The sequence below is a fragment of the Campylobacter sp. MG1 genome (genome assembly GCF_026616895.1).
In the GTDB taxonomy this organism is placed as follows: Bacteria; Campylobacterota; Campylobacteria; order Campylobacterales; family Campylobacteraceae; genus Campylobacter_E.
Genome location: NZ_JANYME010000009.1, coordinates 1 through 17,090 on the forward strand (window position 1 = coordinate 1; position 17,090 = coordinate 17,090).

14 protein-coding genes are annotated in these 17,090 nt (G+C 29.7%); 10 read left to right on the forward strand and 4 right to left on the reverse strand.

What is annotated here, in order from left to right; genetic code table 11:
- The 10 genes from NY022_RS07620 to topA form a co-directional block, all read left to right on the forward strand.
- Positions 1-1,401: hypothetical protein (locus NY022_RS07620; protein WP_267524972.1), on the forward strand; the 1,401-nt coding region annotated here is incomplete at its 5' end.
- Between the two features lie 114 nt (positions 1,402-1,515).
- The gene (der, locus tag NY022_RS07625) at positions 1,516-2,922 is read left to right on the forward strand and encodes a ribosome biogenesis GTPase Der (RefSeq protein WP_267524974.1); all 1,407 of its coding nucleotides are present in this window, start codon (positions 1,516-1,518) and stop codon (positions 2,920-2,922) included.
- 61 nt (positions 2,923-2,983) lie between these two features.
- Positions 2,984-3,427, forward strand: coding sequence for a 3-hydroxyacyl-ACP dehydratase FabZ (fabZ, locus tag NY022_RS07630; RefSeq protein ID WP_267524976.1), 444 nt, complete (start codon positions 2,984-2,986; stop codon positions 3,425-3,427).
- Positions 3,424-4,212: an acyl-ACP--UDP-N-acetylglucosamine O-acyltransferase gene (lpxA, locus tag NY022_RS07635; protein WP_267524978.1), complete on the forward strand. Its 789-nt coding sequence runs from the start codon at positions 3,424-3,426 to the stop codon at positions 4,210-4,212. Before fabZ ends, lpxA begins: the two co-directional genes overlap by 4 nt.
- Positions 4,205-5,416, forward strand: coding sequence for an ATP-dependent Clp protease ATP-binding subunit ClpX (clpX, locus tag NY022_RS07640; protein ID WP_267524980.1), 1,212 nt, complete (start codon positions 4,205-4,207; stop codon positions 5,414-5,416). Before lpxA ends, clpX begins: the two co-directional genes overlap by 8 nt.
- On the forward strand, positions 5,413-6,450 hold the full coding sequence (locus tag NY022_RS07645; protein WP_267524982.1) for a rod shape-determining protein: 1,038 nt from the start codon (positions 5,413-5,415) through the stop codon (positions 6,448-6,450). The genes clpX and NY022_RS07645 overlap by 4 nt, the downstream gene beginning before the upstream one ends.
- A complete protein-coding gene (gene mreC, locus NY022_RS07650) occupies positions 6,443-7,192 on the forward strand; it encodes a rod shape-determining protein MreC (protein ID WP_267524984.1) in 750 nt (249 codons plus the stop codon). The genes NY022_RS07645 and mreC overlap by 8 nt, the downstream gene beginning before the upstream one ends.
- A gap of 9 nt (positions 7,193-7,201) precedes the next feature.
- Positions 7,202-7,969: a hypothetical protein gene (locus NY022_RS07655; RefSeq protein ID WP_267524986.1), complete on the forward strand. Its 768-nt coding sequence runs from the start codon at positions 7,202-7,204 to the stop codon at positions 7,967-7,969.
- Between the two features lie 11 nt (positions 7,970-7,980).
- Positions 7,981-9,723, forward strand: a complete 1,743-nt coding sequence (ciaB, locus tag NY022_RS07660; RefSeq protein WP_267524987.1) for an invasion protein CiaB — start codon at positions 7,981-7,983, stop codon at positions 9,721-9,723.
- Positions 9,720-11,807: a type I DNA topoisomerase gene (gene topA, locus NY022_RS07665; protein ID WP_267524989.1), complete on the forward strand. Its 2,088-nt coding sequence runs from the start codon at positions 9,720-9,722 to the stop codon at positions 11,805-11,807. Before ciaB ends, topA begins: the two co-directional genes overlap by 4 nt.
- A 44-nt stretch (positions 11,808-11,851) precedes the next feature.
- Here the strand turns inward: topA and NY022_RS07670 are convergent, their stop codons facing one another.
- The 4 genes from NY022_RS07670 to truD form a co-directional block, all read right to left on the reverse strand.
- Positions 11,852-12,433 carry a hypothetical protein gene (locus NY022_RS07670; RefSeq protein WP_267524991.1) on the reverse strand — a complete coding sequence of 194 codons (582 nt, stop codon included), beginning with the start codon at positions 12,431-12,433 and terminating at the stop codon, positions 11,852-11,854.
- Position 12,434: 1 nt separating this feature from the next.
- A complete protein-coding gene (locus NY022_RS07675; protein WP_267524993.1) occupies positions 12,435-14,828 on the reverse strand; it encodes a molybdopterin-dependent oxidoreductase in 2,394 nt (797 codons plus the stop codon).
- A gap of 159 nt (positions 14,829-14,987) precedes the next feature.
- The gene (gene galE, locus NY022_RS07680; RefSeq protein ID WP_267524995.1) at positions 14,988-15,974 is read right to left on the reverse strand and encodes a UDP-glucose 4-epimerase GalE; all 987 of its coding nucleotides are present in this window, start codon (positions 15,972-15,974) and stop codon (positions 14,988-14,990) included.
- Complete coding sequence (truD, locus tag NY022_RS07685) at positions 15,971-17,056, reverse strand: tRNA pseudouridine(13) synthase TruD (protein WP_214115891.1); 1,086 nt, start codon at positions 17,054-17,056, stop codon at positions 15,971-15,973. Before truD ends, galE begins: the two co-directional genes overlap by 4 nt.
- Between the last annotated feature and the right edge of the window lie 34 nt (positions 17,057-17,090).

Here is a 17,090-nt window from a genome sequence, read left to right on the forward strand (position 1 = left end):
AAACCAGTTGATGTAGTAACTCCAGTAGAACCTAAACCTGAACCAACTCCAGTAGAACCTGAAGATAAACCAGTTGATAATTCAACTAATGGAATGAAAGTTACTATTTTAGTAGGTGATGAATCAGGCTCATTTAATAATCAAACTCCAGTAGAACCTGGAACAAAAACAGAAGATAGAACCCCAACATTTGTTGGTGAATTTGATGCTAAAGGTGCACAAAGTGTTGTAATTACTATAGTTGAACCAAATGGTAAAATGACTCAAGATTCATTCATATCAATTGATGGTAAATTTACATATACTCCAACATTACCTTGCAATGAATTTGGTAATTATGAATATCACTTTGCTGTAGTAGGTAATACAAATGTATCAGCTAGTACAAATCTAGTTTATGCTGATTTATCAGGTAATGTAGTTGATAATAATATGAAAATTGAATTCTTTGAAAATAATGGTGCATTTGGTAGTATTTTAAATATTGAAGCAAAAGCTACTGATGATTTAAGTCCGATAGTAAAAGGTGAATTTAATGGTAAAGGACATCAAATAGTAAATATTGAAATTAAAACTCCAACAGGTTTTGTTTCAGCACATGTAGAAGCTATTGATGGTAAATTTACTTATAAACCTGTATTTGGTTGTGGTAATTTTGGTAATTATGACTTTAGTTTTGAGGTTGTAGGACAAGAACATATTAATGCTAAAGAAACATTAGCAATATCTTTATATGTTCCATCTACTTCAGCTGAATTAGACAACAAACCAGCTGATACAGTAGTTGTTCCTGAAGATAAACCAGTTGATAATTCAACTAATGGAATGAAAGTTACTATTTTAGTAGGTGATGAATCAGGCTCATTTAATAATCAAACTCCAGTAGAACCTGGAACAAAAACAGAAGATAGAACCCCAACATTTGTTGGTGAATTTGATGCTAAAGGTGCACAAAGTGTTGTAATTACTATAGTTGAACCAAATGGTAAAATGACTCAAGATTCATTCATATCAATTGATGGTAAATTTACATATACTCCAACATTACCTTGCAATGAATTTGGTAATTATGAATATCACTTTGCTGTAGTAGGTAATACAAATGTATCAGCTAGTACAAATCTAGTTTATGCTGATTTATCAGGTAATAATTTAATAAGTGACGATAGTGGGTTTAATTTAAGCTTTGATAATGTAGTTAGTAATCAGGTTGCAAATACGACTACTATTGATGCTAATGATGTTTTAGATACAACTAAAGATGTATTTGGCAAAACTGAAACTAAATCTTATGAAGTTCAAGAGGGCTATATAAATCTTGATTTAAGTAAAAATTATAGCTTAGCTGATAAAAATTTACATAATATGGATGATTTTAATAACATAAATAATCATTCATAATTTTCTTATTCTACCTTGAGAAATCAAGGTAGAAATTTTAAATATTTCAATTATTTAGTTTTTTACTTTTAAACAATTCAAGCTACAATCAAACAAAAATTATAGGAATTTTATATGCAAAAAATAATGTTAATAGGAAAGCCAAATGTTGGCAAAAGCTCACTATTTAATCGCTTGGCAAAAGAACGCTTAGCGATAACTTCTGATATTAGTGGCACTACTAGAGATACTAATAGAAAAATAGTTGATATTAATGGAAAAAAGGCTATTTTAGTAGATAGCGGTGGGCTTGATGATAAAGATGAATTATTTCAAAATGTTAAAAAGAACACCTTAAAAGAAGCAAAAGACGCTGATATAATCGTTTATATGGTAGATTGTAAATTGGGTGCAAATGATGATGATAGGGCTTATTTTTATGATTTATTAAAGCTTAAAAAACCAACAGCTTTAGTAATTAATAAAGTAGATAGTAAAAAAGATGAAGAAAGAAGCTTGGAATTTACTCGTTTTGGATTTAAAAATGTATTTAATATAAGCGTATCTCACGCAACGGGAATTGATGAATTAAATGATTTTTTAAGCTCACATTTGCGTGATACTTTCGTGCCTGATAATTCAGAGCTTAGCTTAGAAGATTTCTTAGATGAAAATATAGCTGGTGAATATGATGAAGAAGGCATTAACGAAGTTAGCGAAATTGATGAAAATCATATAAAAATCTCAATTTTAGGGCGTGTAAATGTAGGTAAAAGCTCACTTTTAAACGCACTTGTAAATGATGAAAGATGTGTTGTAAGTAGCATTGCAGGAACTACGATTGATCCTGTAAATGAAAGTATTGAATATAATGGCAAAACGCTTGAATTTGTTGATACCGCAGGAATTAGAAGAAGAAGTAAAATTTTAGGTATAGAAAAATACGCTCTAAATCGCACCGAAAAAATGCTAGAAAACTCTCAAATTGCTCTTCTTGTATTAGATGCGGCTGAAGGATTTAACGAGCTTGATGAAAGAATAGCTGGGCTTTTAGGTAAGAATTATTTAGGCGTGATTATAGTTTTAAATAAATGGGATTTATGTGGTAAGAGTGATAAAGAATTTGATGAAGTTTGCAAACATTTAAGACTTGATAGATTTAAATTCTTAGCCTATGCACCAATTATTAGTGTTTCAGCACTTAGCAAAAAGCGTATTAAAAATCTTTTGGATTTAATCTTAAAAGTGCATTCAAACTACATTCAAAAAATCCAAACTTCAAAACTAAATCAAATCATAGAAGAAGCTTGTCTAGCTCATCCATTACCACACGATAAAGGCAAACTTGTTAAGATTTATTACGCTACTCAATATAGCGTTGCGCCACCAAAAATCGCACTTGTAATGAATAGACCAAAAGCACTTCATTTTTCTTACAAACGCTATTTACAAAATGTATTAAGAAAGCATTATGATTTAAGTGGAGTTCCATTAATCATAGCAGCTCGTAAAAAAGGCGAAAAGGACTTATTAGAAGAATAATGTAACGCTTTGTTTATTTGCTAAAATTAAAATATTTTTATATAGAATTTAAAGGAATTAAATGTTAGATGTAATGCAAATTCAAGAAATTTTACCACATAGACCACCATTTTTGTTAGTTGATAAAATCACAGAAATTAATTTAGATGAAGGCTATGTTATAGGTTATAAGAATGTTAGTATAAGTGATCAAGTATTTGCAGGTCATTTTCCAGGTCATCCTATTTATCCAGGAGTAATGATATTAGAAGGAATGGCTCAAACGGGTGGAATTTTAGCTTTTCAGAGTATGAAAGATAGTGTTGATCCTAAAAGCAAGGTAGTGTATTTTACAGGAATGGAAGAAGTAAAATTCAAATCACCAGTAAGACCAGGCGATAAATTAGTATATAAAATGAGCGTTGTTAAAAATCGTGGAGCAATGTGGGTGTTTAGTGGCGAGGCTTATGTAGATGATACATTATGCACTCAAGCAATTTTAAAAGCGATGATAGTAGATAAATGATTTCAGATTTAGCAATAATAGAAAATGGTGCAAAAATAGGCAAAAATGTTAGCATTGAGCCTTTTGCATATATAGGAAGTAATGTAGAAATTGGTGATAATTGCATTATTAAAAGTGGTGCAAGAATTTTAGGAAATACAAAAATAGGAAATAATTGCAAGATTTTTTCTTATGCTATTTTAGGTGATATTCCACAAGATATTTCTTATAAAAACGATGATTTTTCAGCTTTAATAATAGGTGATAACACAACTATTCGTGAGTTTTGCACTATAAATTGTGGTACACAAAAAGGCGATGGATACACAAGAGTTGGAAATAATAATTTCATAATGGCTTATGTTCATATTGCACACGATTGCACCTTAGCTGATAATATAATTTTAGCAAACAATGTAACCTTAGCAGGGCATGTTGAAGTTGGCTCATTTAGTGTGATTGGCGGACTTACTCCGGTTCATCAATGGGTTAAAATAGGCGATTATTGTATGCTTGGAGGTGCTTCAGCATTATCTCAAGATTTACCACATTTTTGTCTAGCTGAAGGTAATCGTGCTTATGTTAGAAGTCTTAATTTAGTAGGGCTTAGAAGACATTTAGAAAAAGATAAAATAAATGAATTAAGTGAAGCATTTAGTAAGATTTTTAGAAGCAAAACAGGGCTAATTAGCGATAGAGCAAAAGCTTTATATGAGAGTTCAAATTCTGCCGAAGTTGTTAAATTATGCTCGTTTATTTTAAATACAAAGCGTGGAATTCCAGTGAAAGGAAATGATAATGAGTAATAATATTTGTAGTTTTTGTGGCAAATCTTATCCGTTTGATTTGGTTTCTAGTAGTAAGAGTGCGATTTGTCCTACATGTGCTGGTGTCATATTTAAAATGTATGATGCTAAAGATAAGCGTTTGTCCGTAGATGAAGTTAAAAATACTTTGAAAGATATTAGTTCAAAAAATTTAAAAAAATACTTGGACAATTATGTAATCGGTCAAGATAGAGCAAAAAAAGTTTTAAGTGTAAGCGTTCATAATCATTATAAAAGGCTTATGAGTAATACTGATGAGAGTGATGTTGAATTAGCAAAATCAAATATATTATTAGTTGGACCTACAGGAAGTGGTAAGACACTTTTAGCTCAAACTATGGCAAAAGCACTTGATATTCCTATAGCAATTTGCGATGCTACGAGTTTAACTGAAGCTGGATATGTAGGAGAAGATGTTGAAAATATCTTAACAAGACTTTTACAAGTGGCTGATTATAATGTTGAACGTGCTGAATGTGGGATAATTTTCATTGATGAAATTGATAAAATCGCAAGAAAGGGAGAAAACCGCTCAATTACAAGAGATGTAAGTGGAGAAGGCGTTCAGCAAGCATTGCTTAAGATAATAGAAGGTAGCGTTGTAAATGTCCCACCACAAGGCGGTAGAAAACACCCAAATCAAGAATTTATTCAAGTTGATACTTCAAATATTTTATTTATCTGTGGTGGTGCTTTTGATGGAATTGAAGAGATTTTAAAGCAAAAGCAAGGCGAGAATGTAATGGGTTTTGATACTACTAGTGTTAAACTTAGTGAAGATGAATTGTATTCACATATTGAGCCTGATGATTTGATTAAATTTGGTCTAATTCCTGAATTAGTTGGAAGATTGCACGCAATTGCAAGTCTTAATGAAATTAGCGAAGAAGATATGGTAAGAATTTTAATTGAGCCAAAAAATTCAATAATCAAGCAATATCAAAAGATTTTTGATTTTGATGGTGTTAAATTAGAATTTGATAAAGACGCACTTTTAGCTATTGCTAAAAAAGCTCTTGATAGAAAAACAGGAGCAAGAGGTCTTCGTGGGATATTAGAGCAATTGTTACTTGATTTAATGTTTGATTTAGATAAATATGAAGGTTATGAAATCGTTATAAATAAAGATTTTGTTAATGGCGAAGGCGATGCTATTTTTTTAAAAATTAAGGATAATAAATGATACTAGACCATTTAATAGGGTTATTTTCAAGTGATATGGGTATTGATTTAGGTACAGCAAATACCCTTGTGTTAGTAAAAGATAAGGGCGTAGTAATTGATGAGCCAAGTGTTGTAGCAGTTCAGCATACAAAATATGGTAAGAGTAAAATACTAGCAGTGGGTAAAGAAGCCAAGGAAATGCTAGGCAAAACTCCTAGTGAAATTCAAGCAATTCGTCCTATGAGAGATGGGGTTATAGCTGATTTTGATATGACTGAAAAAATGATTAGATATTTTATTGAAAAAACACATAAAAGAAAGAGTTTTTTGCGTCCTAGAATATTAATATCAGTTCCTTATGGTCTAACTCAAGTAGAACGAAAAGCAGTTCGTGAAAGTGCTTTGAGTGCAGGTGCAAGAGAAGTGTATTTGGTTGAAGAGCCAATGGCAGCAGCAATTGGTGCAAATCTTCCAGTACAAGAACCTATAGGTTCATTAGTAGTTGACATTGGTGGTGGAACTACTGAAATAGGAGTTATTACTTTAGGTGGGCTTCATACTGCAAAAAGTATTAGGACAGCAGGAGATAAGTTAGATAGCTCAATTGTAAATTATGTAAAAGAAAAATACAATTTAATAATAGGCGAAAGAACTAGCGAAGATATTAAAATTAAAGTAGGTTCAGCTATACAATTAGATGAAGAATTAACTATAGTTGTTAAAGGAAAAGACCAAGTAAAAGGGCTTTTAAGTAAGGTTGAATTAAGTAGTGAAGATATTCGTGAAGCTATAAAAGAGCCTTTAAAAGAAATTGCTGATGCACTTAAATTTGTATTAGAAAATACAAAACCAGAACTTGCAGGTGATATTGTAGAAAATGGTATAGTGCTAACTGGTGGTGGAGCATTAATTCGTGGAATTGATAAATATTTAAGCGATATTGTAAAATTACCTGTTTATGTTGCTGATGAGCCACTTCACGCAGTAGCAAGGGGAACTGGAAAAATACTTGAAGAGATTTCTTTACTCAAACAAATAACAAACGATGAATAAATTAAAATTAATACTCCTAATTTGCGTATTATTTATTAGTTCTTATTATTTTTCAACGAATGTAAAAAATACGGTTTTAGGGGTTAATGATTTTGTTATAAATAAATTTTATGATACTTTTGATACTATCTCTAATAATGTAAAAAGTTATTTTAATCAAATTGAACAGATTAATTCTTTGCAAGTTGAAAATAATAAGCTTAAAAAATATGAGATTTTATATAATAATTTATTGATTGAATATAAAAGTTTGCTTAAAGCACATAATCTTAAAGAATATGAATATGACTTAAAATTAGCAAGGATTTTAAGCTACGAAAAGATGAATGAGCTTAATAAATTTTGGGTAAGTTATGGAAATATTCAAAATAATAAAACTTATGGTTTAATTTATAATAATAGTGTAGTCGGTGTTATGTATAGCAATAATGATAGAGCTTATGCCTTAAGTCTTAATAGTAATCAATGTGCTTTTTCTGTAAGAGTTGGTGAAAATAATGTCCCAGCAATAGTTCAAGGCACTAATAATGCTAGTTATGTAAATTTCATTAGAGATTATGAAAGTATTAAAGTAGGAGATAAGGTTTATACTAGTGGAATGGATGGTATTTTTGTTGATGGTATTTATGTTGGAACAGTTTCTAAGATTATTGATGAAGCAGGATATAAAAAAGCTTTATTAGAAGATACTAAAATGTTACGTCCATATAGGTATGTTTATGTTATAGATATAAAACAATAAGGAGTTAAAATGTATAGAAATAATTATTTGATTCAAATGTATGGAATGGATATTGAGCGTAATTTGAATATTGCTTGTTCTAAGTCTTGTAATATTAGTGTTGATGATTTTATTAAATTAGATTTAGAAGTAAAAATGAATAATTATGCAAATGAACTCATAGCAGACACTTTAGAAGTTTTTCAAATTTTTTCTAAAGATATTTTAGATCACGGTTGGGTGTATGATATTATATCTTCTAGAAAATTTGTATTAGAAAAAAATTCTATTAATTATCCTTGTTCATTTTTAAATTTTCAATTTTATTTAGAAGGGCAAAAATTTGTTATTGAAAATTTAATTAAAATTTCTGAAAATAAGGAATATACTGATTTGCTTAAATTTTTAAATAGAAATTTCGTTGATATTAAGGATGAGACCGAATTTTTTTCTAATTTATTAATAAATTTTGTGGATTTAATAAAAAATGACCAAGAAATTTCGTATTATTTTGCATTTTTAGATACATTAGCATTTATATTTTTTAGGTGTGCTGGAGTGGTTTCATTAGAAATTTTAAAAAATAGAGAAATTTTTCATAATTTTGATAAAGTAGAATATTTTTTAAATAAAATTTCTTTAATGTCAAATCATATAAATATGAATACAAAAGCTTTAAATAAGGATTTATTACCTTATGTATTAAATGATTTAGATGGATTTTTGAGTGATGAGAAAAAAATAAATATTTGTGAGTTACATTTAAATAATATTATTAATAATTCAAAAAACAAATAAAAGAGTATGGTATGTTATCAACTGTAATTAAAAAATACGAATTAGATATTTTTAATTTATACAATTTAAAACTTGGCGATAATAATGAATTAGCGTATGACATAGAAAGATTATTAGATGAACTCTCACTACAAAAAAATAATGAAAATTTTTATTCTTGTTTGATGAGAATATTGGACTTAAATACAACATTATTTATTAATACTTGCAAAAAAGAAAATATAAATTTAAATCTAGCTAAAGATAAAAGTTTTAAATTCACTCGTAATTTTTGGGAAAAAAATCAATGTAGGTTATTAGAAGATATCACACCTTGTTTAGATAAATTTTATGTAGATTTATTAAATCTAGTGCATAAAATCGGTCTTGTTTTTAATAGTATTCAGCCTAAATGGGATAAGGCAATTGAAAAAAATAATGAATTTTTTAAAAGTTTAGAAAATCCTTATGAGTTTATAAAAAATAATAAGCTTTATTATCTTGATGAAAATGATGAAATAGCTACTAGGATTTATGCAATAGCAATTAATTTGGATACTAAACCAGAGCTTTTACCATATTCTTTATATTTTGAAGAAGAATTTAAAAAGATTGATGAATACTTTAATGAGTTTTTTAAATTAAATCATAAAAATGAAGCATATATAAAATATCTTAAAGCATTGCAAAATGCTTTAATGAGTAAAGAGCTTAGCCTAAAGCCTTGGCAAAATGCTGAAATAGCTTGGATGGGGGCAAAAGACTTCATTCAAGTTGGGCATTTTTTAGAATATTACGAAGACGCTTTTACTCATTCAGTAGCACTTGAGTGGGATATTAGAATTGATGATAATTATGATTTTAATAGTGAAAGTTTTGTTAATAAGATGAAAAATAGCTTAAATAAAGCTTATAAAAACGCTAATATAACTAATCAAAACGCATTAAATCTAAGCCTAGCTAATTTAGACAAAATTGAACTTCATATTAGCAAACCTATACTTTATTATGGAGCAGAATTAAATGGCTTATTTTCAGCTCAAGTTGTGCCAAATGATGAATTTGTATCGGCAAATTATGGCAAAAAAATATTTGCATTTTTAGATTTTGTCTATAAAAAAACAAAATCAAAACCAAGAACAATGCTAAATCAAAAAGTATTTGATAAAGCCTTTAACGACTACAATAAAAGCGTATTAAATGATGAGTTTTTATGGAAAAAGATTTATGAGATTAGCACCATTGGACACGAAGCAGGACATATTTTCTTTATAGGTAGCGATACAGAAAGCTTAATGAATACTAATGGGGTATTTAAAAATATTGAAGAATTTAAAGCAAGTGCTGGTGGGATATATGATTTTTGCAATCATTTTGATGAAAAATACAAAAAGGCCTTATTAGCAAATATAACAAGTAGAGCAGTATCTTTAATGGCTTATAAAAGCACTAAAGAAATAGAGCCTTATTATTGTGAAGGTTTGATATTTTTAGCGATATTGTTTAAGAGCAAGGTTTTAAGCTTTTCAGATGATACTTTATTAAGTGTTGATTTAGAAAAATTTGAAGATTTTCAAAAGGAATTTTTAAATGTATATAACGAACTTGCAAAAACTTATCTTAAAAAAGAAAATGCAAATAATTTTTTAAAAGATTATGCAGTGTTAAAGGATTTAGAATACATTAGCACAAATAAAGATTTAGTAAAACTTGGCGATGAATATAGAAAATTATATGATGAATTTGCCAATGTTTTAATCAAGGAGAACGAATGAGTAATACCCTAATAATAGTAGAATCACCAAGCAAAGCTAAAACAATTTCAAGATTTGTAGGTAGTGAATATAGCGTAATTGCGTCTAAAGGTCATATTAGGGATTTGCCTAAAAATAAATTAGGAATTGATATAGAAGATGGACATTTTAAACCTAATTATGAAATCAGTAAAACTCACTCAAGCATAGTAAAAGAATTAAAAAGCCTTAGCAAAGGTGCTAAAGTCTTACTAGCAACCGATGAAGATAGAGAAGGAGAAGCAATTGCATATCATCTAGCAAATATCTTAGGCGGAGATGTTTTAGGCTATGATAGAATAGTTTTTCACGAAATTACAAAAGACGCTATTTTAAACGCTATTAAACACCCAAGAAAAATAGATTTAAATAGCGTAAATGCTCAACAAGCTAGGCGTATGCTAGATAGAATTGTGGGCTTTAAATTAAGTGGCTTATTATCAAGCAAGGTAGCAAGCAAGCTTAGTGCTGGTAGGGTTCAAAGTGCGGCTTTAAGATTAATTATCTTAAAAGAGCGAGAAATAAGAAATTTCGTAAGCATTGAGTATTATGAACTTGATACTAAGTTTAAAACAGATTTAGAAGTAGAATTAATAGAATTTGATAACAAGAAATTATCAAAAACAAGCATTACTGAAAAAGCCTTAGCCGAAGAAATCCTAAAACACATTAAAAGCTCGGATTTTATCGTAGATGAAATCAGTATAAAAGAGCGTAAAGATAGTCCAAAACCACCTTTTATGACTTCTACTTTACAACAAGCTGCTAGTTCTAAATTAGGTTTTTCTCCTAAAAAAACTATGATGTTAGCACAGACTTTATATGAAGGCGTTCAAACTCACGCAGGATTTATGGGTGCAATTACTTATATGAGAACTGATAGCTTAAACTTAAGCGAAGAAGCAATAAAATCAGCAAGAGAGCAAATCGCAAAAGACTATGGCAAAGAATATTTACCGACTAAAGCAAGAGTTTATGAGACTAAGAGCAAAGGCGCTCAAGAAGCTCACGAAGCTATTCGTGTAACTAATGTTAGCTTTACTCCTGAAATTGCTAAAGAGTATTTAAAGGCTGATGAATATAAATTGTATAAATTAATTTATGATAGATTTTTAATGACCCAAATGGCTGATGCGAAGATAGAAAACAATACAATTTATATCACAAGTAATAAGGCGAAGTTTAAACTAAGTGGAAGAAGAGTGCTTTTTGATGGGCATTTAAGATTGAATGATGATGCTAGTGGAGATAAGATTTTACCTGCTTTAAATAAAGGCGATAAAATGACTTTACAAAGCTCAAAAATAAAGACCTTACACACAGAGCCACCTGCAAGATACAACGAAGCAAGTCTTATTAAGCAACTTGAAGAATTAGGCATAGGTCGTCCTAGCACTTACGCACCTACAACAAGCCTTTTAATTGATAGAGATTATGTGAAGTTAGAGAAAAAACAACTAATCCCTACAGAAAAAGGCGAAAAAATCATAGAATTTTTAGAAGAACATTTTATGCAAATAGTAGATGCGAAATTTACTAGCAATATGGAAGAGCGTTTAGATGAGATTGCAACCCATGGGCGTGATTTAGATGAGGTTTTAAATGAATTTTATGAACCATTTATCACTAAAATCAACGATGGAAAAACAAGTATTCAAAGTCAAAAACAAGTAGAAAAACTAGGAGAAAATTGCCCTGATTGTGGTAAAGAATTGCTAATTCGTGAAGGCAAATTCGGTAAATTCGTAGCTTGTAGTGGTTATCCAAAATGCAAATATTCAAGGAATTTAAACGATACAAAAACCGAAAACAAAGAAGAAAAACCTAAAAAAGAATTAGTAAAACTAGAAGTCCCTTGCCCTAAATGTGGTAGCGATTTGGTGCAAAGATTTTCTAAAAGGGGTGCATTTTATGGATGTAGTTCTTATCCTAAATGTAATTTCATTAGCTCATACCCACTAGCTAAAGAAAAATGCGCTAATTGTGGCGGAATAATGATTATAAAAGAACTTAAAAAAGGCACATTTATAGAGTGCTTAGATTGTAAAACAAAAATAGAAAAATAATAAAAGAATTTGTAATTAATCCTAATTACAAATTCTATTTTAATTTACTTAAAAGCTCCATTGCTAGAATGTGCTTGCATATAGCGTAATATTCTATCCTTTTGCTCATCAGTAATTTTTGCATTCATTTGCATTGCTCCTAAATAAGCGTCCCATTCATCAATTGCGTGTTCGCTTGGAGCGTGTGCTGCGTGACAACTCGTGCAAGAATCATAATAAAACACCTCAACACCTTCAAAAGCAGCGTCTTTATCAGTAGTTAAAGAGCTTGATTTTACCCAAAAGCTCATTTCAGGCTTAGCGTTTTTACTTTCTAAATAGACAAATTCCGCATTTTTATTAAATGCTAATTTATCTCCTACAACTTCTCCACTAATGCTAACCTTAGCTAAATCTCCCTTAGTTTCAATTAGCTTCACCATAGTTCCTTCATAAATCGTTCCGATTTGCTTTTGATTTTCATCTAGCATTGTCGCTTTTTCATCTAAGATAAATCTAATATCTTTAGCAAATTCTTGCTTTTTTATCTCAACTTTTGCAGGAGTTGGTAAAAATATTTGCTGATAATCAGGCTTATATGCAAAAGCACTTAAAGTAATTAATGATAATCCTATAATTTTTCTCATTTTACGCTCCTATAATTGTTGGTGGTGTTGTGTTTTTATATGGTTTAACAGCTTCATTTTTATCAAGTTTTCTAATCGCTACTAAGCAAGTATTTACGCTAGTTGCTTGTGCCATTTGAGAAGTTGGGCGAGATGAAGTAAGCACATTTACATGACCTTGATTACATCTTGCATTATCTTTATCATCTTCAGGGTCATACCAAGCACCCTCTTGAATAGCTACAACGCCACTTCTAATATCATCACTTACAAATGCACCAGCTAATAATCTACCACGATTATTATATACTTCTACCACTTCGCCGTGCTTAATACCAAGCTTTTTAGCATCTTCAGTATTAATTACTACAGGCTCACGACCTTGGATTTTGTAAAGCTCTCTTACCCAAGTATTATCAAGTTGAGAATGAATTCTATATCTTGGGTGTGGGCTTAATAAATGGAATGGATATTTTTTGCTTAATTCTTGATTTCCTAAATATTCAGCCGGTTCAAACCAAGTTATATGACCTTTAAAATCAGGTAAATTATAATCAGCAAATTTTTGTGAATAGATTTGGAATTTTCCACTTTCTGTTGCTAATTTATTATTTACTGGGTCTTTTCTAAAATCAGCGTGGCGAACAAATTCATAAGCTTCTTTTGGAATTTCAAAATGAAGTGAGCCTTTCTCCCAAAACTCATCAAATTCCATTTCATTTATACAATCACTCTTCTCATAAAAACTTCTTATCCATTCTAAATGGTCTTTCTTGCCACCACTAAACTTAGCCAATTCTCTTTCGCCAAATCTCTTTGCTAATTCATAGAAAACATCGTAATCATTGCGGCTTTCATACACAGGCTCGATTACTTTTTTCATAGCATACACCCAATCTTGCGAATATGAACCACCAAAACTTATATCATCACGCTCAAGTGTTGTTGTAGCTGGGATTACTATATCAGCCATTTTTGCCATCGGCGTCCACCAAGGCTCATGAACAACTATTGTTTCAAGTTGTCTTAAAGCATGAATTAATTCATTAGTATTTGGATGATGACCTAAAACACTAGCACCTGCTACATAAAACATTTTAATCTCTGGATATGTAAAGGTTTTGCCTTTAAAATTGATAGTTTTATTTGGATTTAGGATAGCTTCGCTAACACGACTTGCAGGGATATTTATATTTACGCTATTTTTTCCTTGTGGTAATCCAACAGGAAGTAACGCTCCACTAAACGCTCCACCAGCCGAGCAATAATGCATAGAAAAGCCAAATCCACCACCAGGCAGTCCTACTTGACCAATCATACAAGCTAAAGTTATGATAGCCCAGTCAGCTTGTTCGCCGTGATGCGCTCTTTGATTTGCCCAGTTACCTGCTAAAAATGTTCTTTTACTAACAAATAAATCGCATAATTCTTTAATCTTAGTCACATCAATTCCACAAATCTTAGCCGCCCATTCAGGAGTTTTTTCTACTCCATCAGTTTTACCTAGTAAATATGGTAAAAACTTATCAAATCCATCTGTATATTTAGCTATAAATTCTTTATCATATTTTCCACTTGTATATAAATAATGGCACATTCCAAGTATCATTGCAACATCGGTATTTGGGACGATTTTTATCCATTCAGCCTTTGTAATTTCTGCTGCTTTTGTGTATTGTGGGTCAATGTTAATAAACTTTATATTACTAGCTGCGTATTTTTTAAGCCAACTATCATTCTCACGATTAGCTACCTTAAAATCTATTTGATTATCCTTGTAAATATCACAACCCCACATTACATAAACTTCGCAGTTTTTAATCATTTGCTCGTAATTTGTTTGCAAACTATAAACTTCTAAATCCCCTGCTATAGCAGTATTTACTTTACCCGCTGCTCCGTTACTATACTCTCCATCAGTGCCTATTGCTCCACCTAAAACGGTGTTAAAAAATCTACCTGCAACTGCGTTACAATTATGAAGTAAGCCAACATGACCCCATCCACCATAACTTGCGTTAAAGATATTTTCTGGTTTTGTAGCTTTAAGCTTTTTATATAATAAATCAAGCACTACATCCCAACTAACACGAACGAAAGGCTCACGACCCCTTAAATCAGGGCGATTTTTACCTTCTAAAAAACTTTTTCTAACACTTGGATATTTTACCCTTGTATCTGAATATGTTCTATCTATGATAGCTTTAGTGATTACGCTTGGGTTTTTATCACTTTCGTGTGGGATAAGATTGATTATTTTTCCTTCGCTATTTACTTCGGCTGTAAATGCACCAAAATGTGTAGCGTGTGGGATTTGCTTGATATCATAAAAATTTGTATCAGCACTCAAAGGACAAGTAATCGCACTAGCTGTAATTGCTGAACCTTTAAGGAATGTTCTTCTTGAAATTGCCATAATTTCTCCTTTTTAAAATATAAAAGAACATTTTATATAGTAAGTATTATCATAAAGTTATAAGGTATTTTTAGTCTTCTTTGAATAATTAGAATTTGAAAAATATTATTAATTAGTAAAACATAGCATCTTACTAATTTTTATAAATTTGTTAATTATTTATATTTTTAACTCCCATTCGTAAGCACTTTTGCAAATTAATTCAAGGTTGTCGTTACTATATTTCCAATCTGTTAAAGAAGTTATTTTTTTATTAGATGCTACAAGTGAGCTAGGATCTCCTGTGCGTCTATCTGCCATTTCTACTTTAAAATCATTACCACTGATTTTTTTCATAATATCAATTACTTCTTTTACGCTAGTTCCTTTTGAGTACCCAACATTAAAGGCTTGACTTGTTTTTTGGTTTTTTAAATATTTTAATGCTTCAATATGTGCGATAGCCAAGTCATCAACATGTATATAATCTCTTACGCAAGTTCCATCAGGGGTATTATAATCATTACCATATAAATACATTTTATCTCTTTTATTAGCAGCACATTCAGCAGCTATTTTTATAAGTAAGCTAGATTTACTAAATTGACCTAAAGGTGCAATTAGGCTTGCTCCTGCAACATTAAAGTATCTTAATGCTATGAAATTAAATTCTTTCTTTGCATTTGATAAATCATTTAATATATATTCGCCTATTAGCTTTGTTAAACCATAAGGATTTATAGGATTTTTTGGAGTATCTTCTGTGATTAATTCATTAGTTTTTGGTTCTCCATAAGTTGCAGCAGAACTTGAGAAAATAAAATTATTAATATCATATTTTTCACAAATTTTTAATAAATTAATCATATTTGATACATTATTATCATGATATTTTAATGGATTTTGTGTGCTTTCAAATACGCTAGTATTAGCTGCAAAATGCACTACAAAATCTATTTTATTATTGGTTACTATTTGTTCTAATAGTTCTAAATTTCCAAAATTTCCTTCGTAGAATTTAAAATTATCAAATTTATTTAACACTTCTAAAGCCCTTGCATTTCCAGTGCTAATATTATCAATACCTATAACTTTATAATTATTCTTTAAAAAATGATAACTTGTAATTGAGCCAATATAACCTGCTGCACCTGTAATTAAAATCATTCTTCGTTCCTTTCTAAATGTATTATTTCATCAAGCACGACTGTTGCGTATGAGCCTTTTTGTAGGCTAAATTCAAGGCTAAGTTGTGCTAATTCTTCATTATAGTTAATTTTTTCATCATTTGTGTAAGTCCATAAATATCTTCTTGAACCATTTTGAGTTTTTAATAAATCAAAATAATCTTTATATATGCTATTTTCAATTTCGCCTAAAAAACCTTCATTTAATTTAGGTTTATTTCCTAGTATCAATCCAGAAGGGCTAATATCTCTTGCTAAAAATCTTTTTAAACCATCTTCTAAATTCTCATTAAATACCTTGCCGTAAGGATAATGCTCATATATTTCATTATCAAATAATTTAAAAAATTGTTCTTGTTTTTTTAGATTTTCAACTAAAGTTTTATCCTTATAAAGTGCTAATAATTCTTGTTTAGAAAAATCATTGCTAAATCTTGAAATTTCTATTCTTTTTGATAAATATGTATTGAATAATTCGCTTTGAAATGCAGAAATTAAAAAGTTATTTAATTTATTATTTTTAAATTTTAATTCGTTTTTTAATATTTCTAATCCTGTTTTTGCATTATCATTATCTTTGCCAAAACGCTGATAGCCATAATAATTAGGAAAGCCATTTTCTTTAATATTTGTAAAAATTTGCTCAATTTTTAAGGCGTCAATTTTATTAACTTTTTTTAATCTTATAAAAAATGAATTACCTTTTAAATGTCCGATTTTTAATTTATTATTGTGTAAAAAAGTATCAATAATTTTACATTTTTCATGAGAAAATTTAGCTAATTCTTTCTCGTATTTTTTAGGCATTGAAATGTATTGAAATGTAAGTCCTTGCTTGTCTTTAAGACCTGCGTAACCAAAATCTTTTGCTTTAATTCCTGTTGCTGCACTTAAATCTTTTAAAAGTTCATTTGTGCTTAAATCTTTCTTTTGTATATGTAAAATCAAATGCTCTCCAGAGCCACTAAATTCGTATAATGGTATTTCACGCACTACGAAATCGCTAGAATTTTTTGAAAAATAAACATTGATTTTTGAATGAGTGTTTGCTCTTAAATACATATTAAATCCTTTTAATAATTTATAACATTTTTTT